Source organism: Micromonospora tarensis, from assembly GCF_016803395.1.
GTDB lineage: Bacteria > Actinomycetota > Actinomycetes > Mycobacteriales > Micromonosporaceae > Micromonospora > Micromonospora tarensis.
The window spans coordinates 19,635-33,951 of the sequence record NZ_JAEVHL010000023.1 but is presented as its reverse complement, the minus strand read 5'-3'; the positions used below and the strand labels follow the sequence as shown (position 1 = coordinate 33,951).

At 69.4% G+C, this 14,317-nt stretch carries 10 protein-coding genes and 1 pseudogene; 5 read left to right on the top strand and 6 right to left on the bottom strand.

All coding sequences use genetic code 11. The annotated features are described in order from the left end of the window. Positions 1-26 precede the first annotated feature (26 nt). A complete protein-coding gene (locus JM949_RS08160; protein WP_203147827.1) occupies positions 27-2,762 on the bottom strand; it encodes a helix-turn-helix transcriptional regulator in 2,736 nt (911 codons plus the stop codon). 162 nt (positions 2,763-2,924) lie between these two features. Next, positions 2,925-3,158, bottom strand: a complete 234-nt coding sequence (locus tag JM949_RS08155; protein ID WP_407664714.1) for an alpha/beta fold hydrolase — start codon at positions 3,156-3,158, stop codon at positions 2,925-2,927. A gap of 553 nt (positions 3,159-3,711) precedes the next feature. Here JM949_RS08155 and JM949_RS08150 point away from each other — a divergent pair. After that, a complete protein-coding gene (locus JM949_RS08150) occupies positions 3,712-4,422 on the top strand; it encodes an alpha/beta fold hydrolase (protein ID WP_203147825.1) in 711 nt (236 codons plus the stop codon). Positions 4,423-4,901: 479 nt separating this feature from the next. Here JM949_RS08150 and JM949_RS08145 read toward each other — a convergent pair whose 3' ends face one another. Both JM949_RS08145 and JM949_RS08140 read right to left on the bottom strand, forming a co-directional pair. Next, positions 4,902-5,354, bottom strand: coding sequence for a MerR family transcriptional regulator (locus tag JM949_RS08145; protein WP_203147824.1), 453 nt, complete (start codon positions 5,352-5,354; stop codon positions 4,902-4,904). Beyond that, positions 5,354-6,852 (bottom strand): annotated as a pseudogene (locus JM949_RS08140) (SulP family inorganic anion transporter). Before JM949_RS08140 ends, JM949_RS08145 begins: the two are co-directional and overlap by 1 nt. Before the next feature lie 929 nt (positions 6,853-7,781). Between JM949_RS08140 and JM949_RS08135 the strand changes: the two are divergent. Next, positions 7,782-8,099 (top strand): helix-turn-helix domain-containing protein, encoded by a 318-nt coding sequence (locus JM949_RS08135; RefSeq protein ID WP_203147823.1) that lies wholly within the window; start codon positions 7,782-7,784, stop codon positions 8,097-8,099. A 147-nt stretch (positions 8,100-8,246) separates the two neighbouring features. Here the strand turns inward: JM949_RS08135 and JM949_RS08130 are convergent, their stop codons facing one another. Then, the gene (locus JM949_RS08130; RefSeq protein ID WP_203147822.1) at positions 8,247-8,669 is read right to left on the bottom strand and encodes an ATP-binding protein; all 423 of its coding nucleotides are present in this window, start codon (positions 8,667-8,669) and stop codon (positions 8,247-8,249) included. A 202-nt stretch (positions 8,670-8,871) separates the two neighbouring features. On the opposite strand from JM949_RS08130, the gene JM949_RS08125 reads away from it, so the two are divergent. Continuing rightward, the gene (locus JM949_RS08125; RefSeq protein ID WP_203147821.1) at positions 8,872-9,237 is read left to right on the top strand and encodes an STAS domain-containing protein; all 366 of its coding nucleotides are present in this window, start codon (positions 8,872-8,874) and stop codon (positions 9,235-9,237) included. Here JM949_RS08125 and JM949_RS08120 read toward each other — a convergent pair whose 3' ends face one another. Further along, complete coding sequence (locus JM949_RS08120) at positions 9,238-10,470, bottom strand: PP2C family protein-serine/threonine phosphatase (RefSeq protein ID WP_203147820.1); 1,233 nt, start codon at positions 10,468-10,470, stop codon at positions 9,238-9,240. A 314-nt stretch (positions 10,471-10,784) separates the two neighbouring features. On the opposite strand from JM949_RS08120, the gene JM949_RS08115 reads away from it, so the two are divergent. Beyond that, positions 10,785-11,984: a low temperature requirement protein A gene (locus JM949_RS08115; RefSeq protein ID WP_203147819.1), complete on the top strand. Its 1,200-nt coding sequence runs from the start codon at positions 10,785-10,787 to the stop codon at positions 11,982-11,984. Positions 11,985-12,251: 267 nt separating this feature from the next. Then, complete coding sequence (locus tag JM949_RS08110; RefSeq protein ID WP_203147818.1) at positions 12,252-14,234, top strand: elongation factor G; 1,983 nt, start codon at positions 12,252-12,254, stop codon at positions 14,232-14,234. Positions 14,235-14,317: the final 83 nt, after the last annotated feature.

Here is a 14,317-nt window from a genome sequence, read left to right as displayed (position 1 = left end):
ACCCGTCAGATGACTGCCGTCCACGGTCAAGCGCGTTCGTCGTACGCGCCGAGCGCGTCCCGCAACGCCGCCCGCGAGGTGATGCCGAGCTTCGGAAAGATCTTGTACAGGTGGTCACCGACCGTCCGATGCGAGATGAACAGCTTCTGCCCGATCTGCTTGTTGGTCAGCCCGGTGCCGGCGAGTTCGGCGATCTCCCGCTCCTGGGGCGTCAGTGGTGACCCGGCGTCCGGAGCCGACTGCCGGGTCATCCCAGTCGCCCGCAACTCACTCGCCGCCCGGTTCCGCCACGGCACCGCACCGATGGCCGCGAAGGTGTCGTGGGCCATGGTGAGCTGCTCGCGGGCCGCCCTGGTGTCACGGTGCCGGCGCAGCCGTTCGCCGTACGCCAGCCGGACACGAGCGAAGTCGAACGGCCACTGATCAGCACCGGGCACCGACAGGGCCGCCTCGAACATCTCGGGCTCAGCGGCGGTCAGGGCGAGGGCTGCCGAGGTCAACATGGTGAGCCGGGGCGAGATGTCGGCCAGCCCGGCCGCGCGCATGGCGAGCGCGTGCGCCACGCCCTCCTCGTGCCGCCCGGTGTGTACGCACGCCTCGACGAGGTCGAGAGCCGACCAGAGGACGTTCGGCCGGTACGGCAGCAGCTGCCCGGGCGGGCTCACCCGCGAGGCGAACTGGTAGGCCGCCTGGTAATCCCCGGCCCCGATCTCCGCGAGCGCTCTGGCCTGGAACGCGAAGAGGGTGACGCCGCCGGCCTGGTTGACGGCGGCCCAACTGGCCATGCTGTCGGTCAGCTGTCGGGCACCCTTCACCTCGCCCCGGCCGGCCGCCAACAGAGCGTGGATGAACTGGAAGTACCAGTGGAAGAAGCGCAGCCCGTGGCGGGTGCAGACAGTCAGCCCCTCGTCCGCTGTCTCACCGGCCTCACGCCAACGACCACCCTGGAAACCGTCGATGCCCAGGTGCATCAGCGCGCCGAGATGGCGGCGGGCCGGGCCCCTGCCGTCGCGACCCTGGCGCACCAGCCGCCGTTCCAGGCCCCGCAGCCGGGCCAGGCGATCGGGGAAGACGGCGGCGGTGCCGATGCGGATGAGACGCGTCGGATCCTCATCGTTCGGGTCGATCGTGTCGATCAGCGCGTCCAGTTCGGCGACGTCTCTGCTGGTGGCGCGCGCCGGATCAGCGAACACCGCCGCCGTCACCCGCAGCACCGGCGGCGGCTGCGGGGTGAGCCGCCCGAGCAGCCCGAGGAAGGTCTGCCAGGCCTGCTCCGTCCCCACCCACCAGCTGATCAACATCAGGTTGTGCAGCGCCTCGACGAGCACCGGCTGGTCGGCGTCGAACCCGTGATCGCCGGCCTCGATCGCGCCGGCCAGCAGCCGATGTGCCGTCACCACGTCACCGTCGGCGTTGACCAGAAGGTGGGCGGCCGCGGCGGCGGCCGGCAGCGAGTGGGTGTCCAACGACCCGGTACGACGGGCGTTGTCCAGCAGCCGGCTGGCCGCGGCCAGCTCACCACCCGCATCCGCGCCGATGTAGGCGGCCTCCGCGAGCCGCCGGCCGCGGTCGACCGCAGCGGGACTCAGCTCGGCAGAGCGGGTGAGCGCGGCAACCGCCCCGATCGCATCGCCGTGTCGCAGCAACGCACGAGCGCTCAGCTCGAGCTTCGCGGCGATGTCGGCGTCCGGTCCCACGGCGGACGCGGCGAGGTGCCGCACCTGGAGTTCGGGCGATTCCACCGCCTCGACGAGAACACCGTGCGCCCACCGTCGCTGCCGATCGGTGGACGCCGCGACCACGGCGGCGCCGATGAGTGGGTGCCGAAAGGTCAGCCAGCCGCCGGACACCAGGACAAGCCGTTCCTCCTGGGCTGGCGCGAGGTCGTCGAGGTCACAGACGGCACCGGCGGCGCGCTGGAGACGGGTGGTGGCGGTGGTCCCACCGAGCGCGATGAGCAGCATCATCAGCCGGCAACGTTCCGGCAGGCCGCGCACCCGGTCGGCGAAGATCTCCTGCAACCGTTCCGGCAGCGGCAGGACTGCGGGAAGACTGGTGAAGTCCGCCCGCTGGTCGTCGTGCAACGCCGACGGCAGTTCCAGCAGGGCCAGCGGATTGCCGGCGGCCTCGGTGAGCAGCCGCTGCCGTACGGCTGGTGCGAGATCGGGGAAGCGCTGCTCGACCAGCGTCCGAGCCGCATCGGCGGGTAGCGGCGCCAGGTTCAGCTCCGTGAGCCCGCCGTTCTGGAAGAAACCGCGTTCGGTGGGTCGGCCGGCGGCGATGAACCGGATCGGGCTTCCGACCAGGCGGCGGGCGATGAAGCCGAGCGCTTCCGCACTTGCCCGATCGACCCAGTGGACGTCGTCGATCACGAGCAGAAGCGGCGTCTCGGCCGCCACCGCGCGCAGCCAGAACAACGCCGCGTTCGATATCACCAGCCGTTCCGGGACCGGACCGACGTCGAAGCCCAGGGCACAGCTCAGGGCGTCGCGGTGCGCCGTGCTCAGCTCGGCCATCTCGCTGCCGAGCGGAAACAGCAACTGGTTCAGGGCGGAATATCCGACTTCCGCCTCGAACTGCACACCGGCGGCCCGCAGTACCGTGGCACCGCGTTCCGCTTCACCGGCGGCGAACTCATCGAGCACCGCGGTCTTACCCACACCGGCCTCGCCGACCAGCAGGACCGCACCGCCGCCGACGCCAGCCTTGTCGAAGTACGCCCGCAACGAGGCGATGTCGTCAGCACGGCCCACCAGCGTCACCGCTCGATCCTCCAGAAGTACCGCCACCAGGGCAAGAGCCCTCGTCTCCGACCGCCAGTCGTCGGCACCGCTCTTCGTCGGCACCGCCCGTCGGAAGCACCGCCCGTCGGAAGCACCGCCGAAACGTCGTTCACTGCCGTGCTGACTCCTGTCCGCCCGTACTCACCGGAGGCTGGCGATCAGTTCGGCCACCCGGCCCGGAACCGACAGGAACGCCGAATGCGACGTGGCGAGTTCGGCCACGGTGGTGGGGTTGTCCGGAAACGCGGCGTCGGCCTGGTCGATGAACAGCCGCTGCAACGGGGCCGGGATGGTGCGGTCGTGACCGCACACCACATAGGTACGCGGCACGGATCCCCACCCGGTTGCGGTGAGAGTCGTCCTCTCCGTCGCCATCGCCAAGGGCGCGTCGCAGCTGAGCGGGGCTCACCGCATGCAAGCCGTGCGCGGCCAGGTCGACGGCGACACCCGTTCGTCCCCGCGCGGCTAGCTCCGTGACCACCTCGGCCCACGCCCACGAACCGTGATAAAAGCCGGGTACGAGAACGATCGGCGTGTCCGCCATCGTCGATACCTCCGAGACCTGTGAACAGGGGGGAACGTTACCGCCGGCCGGCACGGCGCTGTCAGGCACGCTCCCCCGCAGGTGCGGCGCTGCCAGCTCAGCGGGTGCGGCAACACGACACCCCCGGCGAACCGTTGGGCGGGAGCACCGGACCCGTCCGGCCGGCCCGGCCGCCAGGAGGGTCCGCCGCGACTCTCGCCTGGTAGCGGCGCGATCCCCGGACCAGGTCCCCGGGACCGGAGTCGTCAACCGACGGGTACGGCATCGCCAGGTCCGCTCACCGGCAGTCATCGCGCCCGTCATCTGACGGGCGCTGGAGGCGGGGACAGCGCCAAGTATTGGTCGGGTCAGCACGACGAGCAAGACGAACATTCGGAGGTTGTCATGGTGGAGAACGCGAAGACCACTGTCGTCCTGGTGCACGGTGCGTTCGCGGAGTCGGGCGGCTGGGGCCCGGTGATCGAGCTGGTGCGGGCACAGGGCCACCAGGTGATCTCGGCGGCCAACCCGCTGCGGTCGGTGGCGTTCGACGCGGGGCAGGTGCGAGCCCTGGTGGACAGCATCGACGGGCCGGTGGTCCTGGTGGGTCACTCGTACGGCGGCATGGTCATCAGTAAGGCGGCGGCCGGCGCCGACAACGTGAAGTCGCTGGTGTTCGTGGCCGCTTTCGCGCCGGAGTCGGGGGACAGCGCGGTGACGCTGTCCGGCAAGTTCCCGGGCAGCACCCTGGCGCAGACGCTTCGCCCGGTCCCGCTGCCGGACGGCAACCAGGACATGTACGTCGCCCAGGAGCTCTACCGCAATCAGTTCGCGGCCGATGTGCCCGCCGAGGTGACGCGGGTGATGGCGGCGACGCAGCGGCCGATCACCCTGGCCGCTCTCGAGGAGCCGGCCGACGGAGCGCAGGCGTGGGCGACGACCCCGAGCTTCTTCCTGATCAGCGAGGCGGACAAGAACATCCCGGCAGCCGCGCAACATTTCATGGCCGAGCGGGCCACTGGCGAGGCGGTCAGCATCGACGGGGCCTCGCACGCGGTGTTCGCCTCGCACCCGGCGGAGGTCGCGGACCTCATCCTCCGCGCCGCCCAGGTCTGACCGATCCTGCGCGTGGCGCCGCTGATCCGCGACCTCGTCGACCGGCGGTGCCCGAGCGTCTGATCCGTCTGGCCTCGGCTCATGGGCCGTCGTCCTCGCGTGAGCCTGGGCGGCGGCCCGAGTCGCCACGCGCCCGGTCCCAGGGTTCCCGCTCACTGCTCGGACTGGTGCCCTATCCGCTCCCCGCGCTGCATCTGGAAGGTCGTGCACCATGCAGGCGAATTGTTCGACGGCCCGACGACTCGGCTGTCCGGTGATCTGAGCACCTTCGGCTAACGGCTGCGCGAGCACCTACCTGATCAACCATCTACGCATTCCCGGTGACGTCCCGAACGAGCAGGGACTGTCCTACCTCGAGCAGGTCGAGGCCACCGCGAGGCCGTACGGCGCGACGTGGCTGGCCCAGGGGGAAGGGACCGTGATTGGCTGACCACCACCTTGGCACGCACTGTCTCGGTTGATCGGCAATCGGCGGTGCCTCAGCCGGTTGGGCCGCGGTGGTGGTCGAGTTTGTCGCGGAGCGTGTCGGCGAAGCCTTCGGCCATGTCGAGCTGGTCGCGTAGCGCCGTGACGCGGGTGGTGGCGGCGGCGTGGAACATGCCGAGCCGGTCGAGCAGCGCGGCCCGCTCGGCTCCGGTTGCGGTGTCGAGTGCGTCGAGGACGGCGAGCAGGCCGCGCATCTCGTCGAGGGCGAAGCCGAGGGGCTTCATCCGTTTGACCACGGCGAGGCGGTCGAGGTCAGGCTCGGTGTAGAGACGGAAGCCGCCCTCGCTGCGGGCCGACGGGACGATCAGGCCGGCTTCCTCGTAGTGCCGAATGGTGCGGATGCTCAGCCCGACCCGCTCGGCTGCTTCGCCGATCTGCATCAGGCGGCCCGTGGTCGGACCGGAGGCGTGCTGCTCGGGTCTGCTGTCCCGGCTGGTGGCGGCCATCAGTGACCGACGCCGAGCTGCCCGGCGAGCGTGTCGTGGATACGGACGCTGGGCTGGTTCAACTCGACGATCTCCACCGACTTGCCCCGCGCGGCGTACTTCGTGGTGATGGCGTACAGTGCCGCGACCGAGGAGGCGTCCCACACGTGGGCGTGGGTCATCTCGATGACCACGGTGTCGGGGTCACCCGCGTAGTCGAACTGGCCGACCAGGTCGTTGCTGGAGGCGAAGAACAACTCACCGTGCACGGAGTAGATCCGGGTGCCGCCGTCGGGGTCGAGCACGCTGGTCACCCTGACCAGGTGCGCGACCGCCGAGCGAAGATCACCATGGCGGTGAGCACACCGACGACAACGCCGATGGCCAGGTTGTGGGTGGCCAGGGTGGTGGCGACGGTGGCGAGCATGACGATCGTCTCGCCGTACGGCATCCGCTTGAGCGTCTTCGGCGCGACGGAGTGCCAGTCGAACGTCGACACCGCCACGATGATCATCACCGCGACCAGGGCGGCCATCGGGATCACCGCGACCACGTCGCCGAGGGCGACCACCAGGATCAGCAGGAACGCCCCGGCGAGGAAGGTGGACAGCCGGGTGCGGGCGCCGGACGCCTTCACGTTGATCATTGTCTGGCCGATCATGGCGCAGCCGCCCATGCCGCCGAAGAACCCGGTGACGATGTTGGCGACACCCTGGCCCCAGGACTCACGGGTCTTGCTGGAGGGGGTGTCGGTGATGTCGTCGACCAACTTCGCGGTCATCAACGACTCCATCAGCCCGACCAGCGCGATCCCCAGGGCGTAGGGGGCGATCAGGGTGAGGGTGCCCATGGTCCAGGGGATCTGCGGCAGCCCGAGGGTGGGCAGGCTGTCCGGCAGCGCGCCTTCGTCACCGACTGTCGGCACCGCCAGGTGCGCGCCCACCGTGACCACGGTCAACACCACGATCGCGACCAGCGGCGCCGGTACGGCGCGGGTGAGTCGGGGCAGCCCGACCATGATCGCCAGGGCGGCGGCGACGAGCGGGTAGACCAGCCACGGCACACCGAGCAGATGCGGGACCTGGGCTGCGAAGATCAGGATCGCGAGGGCGTTGACGAAGCCGACCATGACGCGGCGCGGGATGAACCGCATCAGCTTCGCCACCCCGAGCACCGCCAGCAGGACCTGGATCGCCCCGCCGAGGATCACCGCCGCGATCAGGTAATCCAATCCGTGTTCCTTGGCGAGTGGCGCGACGACGAGGGCGATGGCGCCGGTCGCGGCGGAGATCATCGCCGGTCGGCCACCGCAGATCGCGATGGTGACGGCCATGGTGAACGAGGCGAACAGGCCGACCCGCGGATCGACCCCCGCCAGGATCGAGAAGGAGATCGCCTCCGGAATCAACGCCAGCGCGACGACCAGGCCGGCGAGGACCTCGGTGCGGAACACCTGCGGCGACAGCCAGGACGGACGGGACAGACGCGGCCGGTTGACCGCGGACAGCACAGAAGACATACAGCCATTTCCACTCAGGCGCCCTCGGACGCGCACGGTTCCCGCCCCGGACCGGGACGGCGCGGCTATTCGGAGATCGGCGGCAGCCGGTTGGTCGACAGCCAGGCGTCATCGCCTCGGACCCGATTCGTCCGCCCCTGCCGGCTGTCCGGCATCGCCTCGATGATCGACACCGAACCTACCCTTCCGTCAGGAGAGGGTTCGGCGAAAGTGGTGATCGCCACCCTGCCGCTCGGGCTGGGCATTCCGGCGGTCGAGAGAGCCGTCACGACCGCGCCGAGCGTCGGTCGGGCGAGCGGTTGCGTCAACTCGCGCGTAGGGGCTTCGGCAGGTCAGCCGTTTTGAGCTGCGGCGGTCAGAAAATCTGGGCTGGGAACACTAGACATCCTCTGCGGTGTGGCATACTCTTCTTCGAGTCGAGAGCGAAGAGAAGATCCGTCAAGACGTAGACGAGCTGTCCGGCCGTGAGAGCACGACGGGCAGCGAGGAGCGGAACACGAACCATCGTTCCCGCTACGGAAGGCAGTGGAAGCAGAGCCCGGCGTGATGCGAGCCGGGGCGCAGGTGGGGCCAAGGCTCTTTCGGGGCTCCAGCTGTTGTTCGCCGTACGTGCAGGGGCTAGGAAGTCGCGTGGGGCTCCAGCACCGGCGGACCGTACGTCAGTAAGGGAAAGAAGTAGCAGAGGAAAGGGAGGGCCGTACACCGTTGGATCGCCCGCCGTCGGCCGTCATCTCAGGCCGGGCGGACACCGCAGTTTCCATCGAACGAGAGGTGGTCTCCGGTCACGCATACGCGATCCTCGCACCCGAAGCCGTTCTTTGCGGCTGGTGCGGACATGACAAGCCGACGTTCCGGTCGGCAAATGGTGTTCTGACCCGTAACCCTGGGCCCCGGCGCTGACGCGCCGGGGCCCTCGACATGGAGGTGGTATGGGGCAGAACCCCGATGACATGTTCGGCGACGAGGACTTCCCGGCCTACACCATCGGTCAGGCCGCAGAGATGCTCGGCACCACGCAGGACTTCCTGCGCCGCCTGGACGAGGCGAAACTGATCAACCCGCACCGCTCCGGTGGTGGGCACCGTCGCTACTCCCGCTACCAGCTTCGCCTGGCCGCCCGGGCCCGGGAGATGGTCGACCAGGGCACCGCCCTGGAGGCCGCCTGCCGGATCATCATCCTCGAAGACCAACTCGAGGAAGCCCTCCGGCAGAACCAGCAGCAGGGGACGCGGCACGCTGACGGGTGAGGCCAGCGCCAACCACCTCGGCCCTGCCGGCCGTGCTCCTGCTCGCCGCACCGCTTCCCATGTCGGCCGCCACCCGCGGGGTGCCCCATCGAAGGCCGGCTACCTGGCTTGACTCGGCGGCTGGCGAGCGCGTGGCGCGGCAGCCGGTCATCCGATCGGTGCTGCTCGTGCGTTGGCAAGGTGTTTGGTGATGCGGAGCAGCACATGGTCCGGTGGCCCGGCGACGAAGACGGCCGTGTCGGCGAGCGCGGCGATCAGGGGCAGCCCACGACCGCCGACGGTGAGCGGGGCGGGGAGTTCTGCGTCGAGGCCACCGCCGTTGGGGATGCTGCCACGGTTGCCGACCTCGAGGAGGCAGACGGCATCGTCGATGACGATGGTGATGTCAACGGTGCTGTCGGGATCTCCGTGCAGCACCGCGTTGGCGCACGCCTCGCTGATCAGCACAGCGAGGTGACCACGGGAGTCCTCGGCCACATCGGTGAGGCTCAGCAGGGTGGTGAGGACGTGGCGGGCGCGGGTCACCGACGACGGTTCCCGCGGGAGTGACAGCGTCATGCTCACCCGCACCGCACAGCTCCTTCCCCGCCCGTACCCGACCGTCGGACTACCTCGTCACCCGAGGCGCGATGCTCCGGTGGTGATCAGCCCTACCCCGGTTCTACGGAGGCGAAACGGTCAGGGCGCCGGCGCGAACTACGCCGGCCGACAGCGGTTCACCCGTCGGCAGAATATGGTAGGCGGGGATCATCGGGGCGTGGGGGAGGTTGCTGTGGATCTGCTGCTGTCGGTCCGGCCGGGCCGGGGCTGCACCGTGCTCGAGGCGCGCGGCGAGCTGGACATGGCGACATCTCCCCAGCTGCGCGAGAGCCTGCAACGATTGGCCGACGCCGGTGACCAGCACGTGGTGCTGGACCTGGCCGGGGTGGGATTCATGGACTCCAGCGGACTGGGCGCGCTGGTCGTGATGTTCAAGGCGATGCGCGACGTCGGCGGTCGGCTGAGCCTCGCGGCGGTGCGGCCTGCTGTGCACAGCGTCCTGACGGTCACGTCGGTGGATCGAGTGATCCCGGTTTATGACAGTGTGCAGGCGGCTGAAGCCGATGTTCCGTCCACCGACCGCGCGCCTGGCCAGTAGTCAGTCGGGCAGCGCGGCGCTGGCCCGTTCCTGGTCGGCGCCGGCTCTGGTCCGCCGATCCTCGCTGTGCCCGCCGTGCCAGTCGATGATGAACAGGGTGGCGTCGTCGGCCAACGTTGGTCCGCTGACCTCGAGGACGGCGTCGGCCAACGCGCGGGCAGCCTCTCGTGGATGCAGATCGGTGATCAACCGCAACATGGTCGGCAGATCGAGGTTGGCGGCGTTGCGCTCCCGCATGCCATCGGTCACCACCACCAGGCGGTCGCCGGGTCGCAGCGCGATCTCGCCAGCACGGTGCCCGGTGTCGGCGAACATACCCAGCGGAAAGTTGGGCGGTAGTGGCAGCGTCCGGGGTTCGCCGTCGCGTACCAGCATCGGCGGAACGTGCCCGGCGTTGAGCAGCGCGCACACGCCGGTACGCAGGTCGAGACGGCCGAGGACGGCGGTGATGTAGCTGCCGGACGAGGTTGCGTGGTCAGCCACGTCGGCATTCGCCGCTTCGGCCTGCTCCGCCAGACCGGCCCCGCGGCGGCGGCTGTTGCGCAGGCTGCCCACGCCCAGGGTCGCCGTGAGCGCGCTGGCCACCCCGTGGCCCATCGCGTCGGTGACGCTGAAGTGCAGCACGTCGCGGGCGAGGCTGTAGTCGAAGGTGTCCCCGCCGATGCTGGCGGCGGGCTCCAGCCAGCCGGACAGGGTGAAAGCGCTGGCTTCACACGTGAACGAGGCGGGCAGCAGACGGCGCTGGATCTCCCCGGACAGGGTGAACGGGGTCGTCCGTTGCCCCCACTCGAACAGATCGGTGTGCCGCCGGTTGGCGATCACCACGAACGCCAACACGTGCGCCGTACGGGCGATCTCCTCCAGCACCCGCGGGTCCGGCTCATCCGGCAGGACCATCTGGAGCAGGCCGATGGCCTCACCGCGGTCGGTCACCGGCGCCAACACCGTCCAGCTGTCGCGCTGCGGGACGACCTGCACCATCTGGGTGCGTAGCGCCTGCTCGGCGGGGCCACCGGCGAACGGCATCATCGTGGCGACCTCGTCAACGCCCTGGCGTCCCGCACCGGTCCCGGCGAGCGGCACGTGGGTCAACCGGACCAACGCCCGGCCGCTGAGGTCCGCGATCAGGAACGTGACGCTACGCGCCCCCAGCGCCGCACCGAGTTCCCGGGTGACCGCCTCGACCGCGTCGACGGGAGAGGCGTTCTCCGCCGCGTCCAACATCTGCGCCATGATCCGTCCTTGACTGCTTTCCACTGTCCGAGCCTACGAGACCCGGCTGGTCATCGCCCGGCACGAGGATCGTCACCACAACGTCGACAGCCCAAACCAGGTAGGTCCGGCACGCCGGCGTCGACCGGATCACCGCCCTGCTCCGGCGCGGCCTGGTAAGAACGCTGCCGCCGGACCGCTCGTCGGCGCAGCGCCCAACGCGCTGCCCCCTTTGGTCATTCGGGTTCGTCTTTTCCCGTGGGCGGCGCGGCAACGTGGTACGACTGCTTCAGCGACAAGCCGACGAAGCAGGCGGGCGGGTGACGACGAATAGAGTGGCCAATCTGCTGCGCAGGCGTGAGAGTCCGCAGCGGCCGACCTTTCTGGAACTGTTCTTCGACCTCGTGTTCGTCTTCGCGCTCACCCGGATCGTGCACGAGTTGGTGTTGGATTACACCAGAGGTCACGTCGCGGAGAGGCTGACCACTTCCCTTGCGGAGAATGGCGAGACTCTGCTGCTGTTCTTGGCGGTTTGGTGGATCTGGACCCAGACGGCATGGGTGACGAGCAGATTCGATCCGTTTCAGCCGACAATCCAGTTCGTGGTCATCACGACGATGTATGGGAGCCTGTTCCTGGCGGTCGCGATCTCGGGGGCTCTCGCCGAGACTGGCCTGCTCTTCGCGAGCACCTACGTCGCGATCCAGGTGGGCCGTACTCTCTTCTTCGGGCTCATTCTGCGGGGCCACAACCTTCGCCGCGTCAACATGCTGGCGCTCGTCTGGTTCGGCGCGTCTGCCGTACCGTGGCTCACCGGAGCCTTCGCACCCGAGGTGACGCGCAATTCACTGTGGACGCTGGCCCTCGCGATCGACTACCTGGGGGCCAGGTTCGGGTGGCCGGTCCCGGGGCTGGGTCGCGCACAGGTGTCCCCGTGGGCCGGCGCGGGTGAGCACCTGGCCGAACGCTACTGGCAGCTCGTCATCGTCGCGCTCGGCGAGACGATCCTGACCTCGGGGTCGAGCCTGCTACGCGGTCCGATCGTGGCTGACCGAACATTGGCCCTTACCGTGTCGTTCCTCGCCACGGTGTTGCTGTGGCGGATCTACTTCTACCGAGCCGGCCAGATCCTGGGCGAAGCCATCGCGGCATCCACCGACCCCGGACGGGTCGGTCGGTTGGCCGAGTTCTCACACCTGCTCATGGTCTCCGGCATCCTTGCCACCTCGGCCGGTTCCGAACTCACCCTCGTAGATCCCACCGGAGACGCCAAACCCGCCTGGGTCGGGGCCATCCTCGGCGGGCCTGCGCTCTTCCTCGCCGGGCGCTCGGTATTCGAGTACGTGGCCTTCGCCCGGGTGTCCAGGCCACGGCCGATCGGGATCCTCGTCCTCGCGGCCATGGCGCCGGTGATGGTCGGCCTGCCGCCACTCGAGGTCGCCGCAGCGGCTGTCGCCGTCCTGCTCGGCGTCGCTGCCTCGGACACGATCCGCGCTCACGGACGCCCTCTGGAGCAGGCTTCGCCGCCACGCTGACGTCCACCCGTTGCCGCTGGGATTCGGCCCATCCCACCTCTATTGATCTTGGTGAAGTGGTCGCTGTGTGGTCTTCAGGAGAAGCCCCCGCCTGCGCCATGGTGGTCCATCAGGGATGCCCTTCTGACGGCGCACGCGGTAGGGTTTCCGGTGCTGGAGTCGGGCAGATCACTGGCTGATGCGCGAAGGGAGTCGGCATGCGCGGGCAAATCGACAATCTCCAGGAAACCGTCGTCTTGTCCGAGGTGGTAGGGGTCTTCGCGCCAGATGAACTTTGTGAACGTAGGAATTGTCGCTCACGTTGATGCCGGAAAGACGAGCCTGACCGAGCGTCTGCTCTTCAACGCCGGCCTTATTCCCCACATCGGCAGTGTCGACCGAGGTGACACCCAGACCGACTCTCACGAGCTGGAACGCCGACGGGGGATCACCATCAAATCCGCTGTCGTGTCGTTCCGGGTCAATGACGTCCACGTCAACCTCGTCGACACGCCTGGCCACTCCGATTTCGTGGCCGAGGTCGAGCGCGCGCTACGCATGCTGGACGCCGCCGTACTGGTGATCTCCGCCGTGGAGGGGGTGCAGGCGCGTACCCGAGTCCTCATGCGCCGGCTGGTGCGAATGCGGATCCCGACGCTCATCTTCGTCAACAAGATCGACCGGATGGGTGCCCGGGACGCGGACCTGGTGGACTCGATCCGGGAGCACCTGACCCCGGACTGCGTCGTGGTCTCGGCGGTGGAGGCGATCGGCACCCGGGCCGCGCGCAGCCGTCCCCGCGACCCGGCGGATCCGGCCTTCACCGAGGAGTTGGCCGAGGTGCTCGGGGCCCATGATGAGTCGTTCCTGGACGCCTACCTGGACGACGGCGTCCAATTGTCCGCCCGGGACTGCCTGCGGCAGTTGAGCCGGCAGGTGCGGGCCGCCCTGGTGTATCCGGTGCACTTCGGCTCCGCCGTCACGGGCGAGGGCGTCGACCAGCTCACCGACGCCCTCAGCACGATGACCGCGCCGTCGCCGGCCGGGGCGGACGCCCCGCTGAAGGCCACGGTGTTCAAGTTGGAGCGGGGTCGGGCGGGGGAGAAGATCGCGTACGTCCGTACCTTCGCCGGCAGCCTTCGTGCCCGGGACCGGGTGCGGATCTACCGCGGCGAACGGGGCGGGGGCATCCGCGAGTTCGGCGGGCGGTTGTCCGCCGTCCGGGTCTTCGACCGGGGTGCGGACGCGCACGAGGGGGTCGCGTTGCCCGGCGCGATGGCGAAGGTCTCCGGGCTGCCCGAGGCGCGGATCGGTGACCAACTGGGCAGCGCCGAGGGGCTTCTGACGGATCCCCTCTTCGCGCCACCCGGCATGGAAGCCATCGTCTCGGCGCGGCACCCCGGGCAGCGCGCCGTGCTGTTCGCCGCCCTCCAGCAGCTCTCCGAGCAGGATCCGGTGATCAACGTACGGCGCGACGAGTTGGACGGGACCGTCTCGGTGGATCTCTACGGAGAGGTGCAGAAGGAGGTGCTCGCCGCCACCCTGGCCGAGGAGTTCGGCATCGAGGTGGAGTTCGCCCCGTCCCGACCGCTGTACGTGGAACGGCTGGTGGGCAGCGGCGAGGCGCTGGAGGAGATCGGCCTCGACGGGCCGAACTTCTTCTGGGCCACCGTGGGCCTGCGGCTGGAGCCGGCCGCACCCGGCACTGGCACCACGTTCCAGTTGGCCGTGGAGCTGGGCAGCCTGCCTCTCGCGTTCCACAAGGCGATCGAGGAGACGGTGCACCAGACCCTGCGCTACGGACTGTACGGCTGGTCGGTGATCGACTGCGCGGTCACCCTGACCCGTACGGGCTACGCCAGCCCGATCAGCGCGGCGGGTGACTTCCGCAGCGCCACCCCACTGGTGGTGGGCGACGCACTGAAGCGGGCCGGCACCCGGGTGTACGAACCGGTGCACCGTTTCAGCCTGGAGGCGCCGGCGGACGCGGTCGGCGCGCTGCTCGCGACATTGAACGCCGTGCAGGCGATTCCCGACGAGCACCGGGTCCGGGGCGCGCGGACGGTGGTGCTGGGCGGTGTCGTTCCGGCCGACCAGGTCGACGCGCTGGCGCAACGCCTCCCGGAGGTGACCAGCGGTGAGGGGGTGCTGCTGACCGAGTTCGACGGTTACCGCCCGTTCGCCGGCCCTGCACCGGTACGACGGCATCCGGGCGCCAGCCCGTACGACCGCGAGAAGTACATGCTGCACGCGCTGGGTCGAGTGTCCTGACCGACAGATTCCGTAGCCCTCGACATATTCGGATACGACGATTCGAGCTATGCTCTGAAAGCACCGTGACAGCTAGACGGGGG

Bases quoted from the DNA above. Each gene is read 5' to 3' on its own strand.
- JM949_RS08155 (WP_407664714.1), bottom strand. From the start codon at position 3,158: ATGGCGACGGAGAGGACGACTCTCACCGCAACCGGGTGGGGATCCGTG.
- JM949_RS08150 (WP_203147825.1), top strand. From the start codon at position 3,712: ATGGTGGAGAACGCGAAGACCACTGTCGTCCTGGTGCACGGTGCGTTC.
- JM949_RS08145 (WP_203147824.1), bottom strand. From the start codon at position 5,354: ATGGCCGCCACCAGCCGGGACAGCAGACCCGAGCAGCACGCCTCCGGT.
- JM949_RS08135 (WP_203147823.1), top strand. From the start codon at position 7,782: ATGGGGCAGAACCCCGATGACATGTTCGGCGACGAGGACTTCCCGGCC.
- JM949_RS08120 (WP_203147820.1), bottom strand. From the start codon at position 10,470: ATGGCGCAGATGTTGGACGCGGCGGAGAACGCCTCTCCCGTCGACGCG.
- JM949_RS08110 (WP_203147818.1), top strand. From the start codon at position 12,252: ATGAACTTTGTGAACGTAGGAATTGTCGCTCACGTTGATGCCGGAAAG.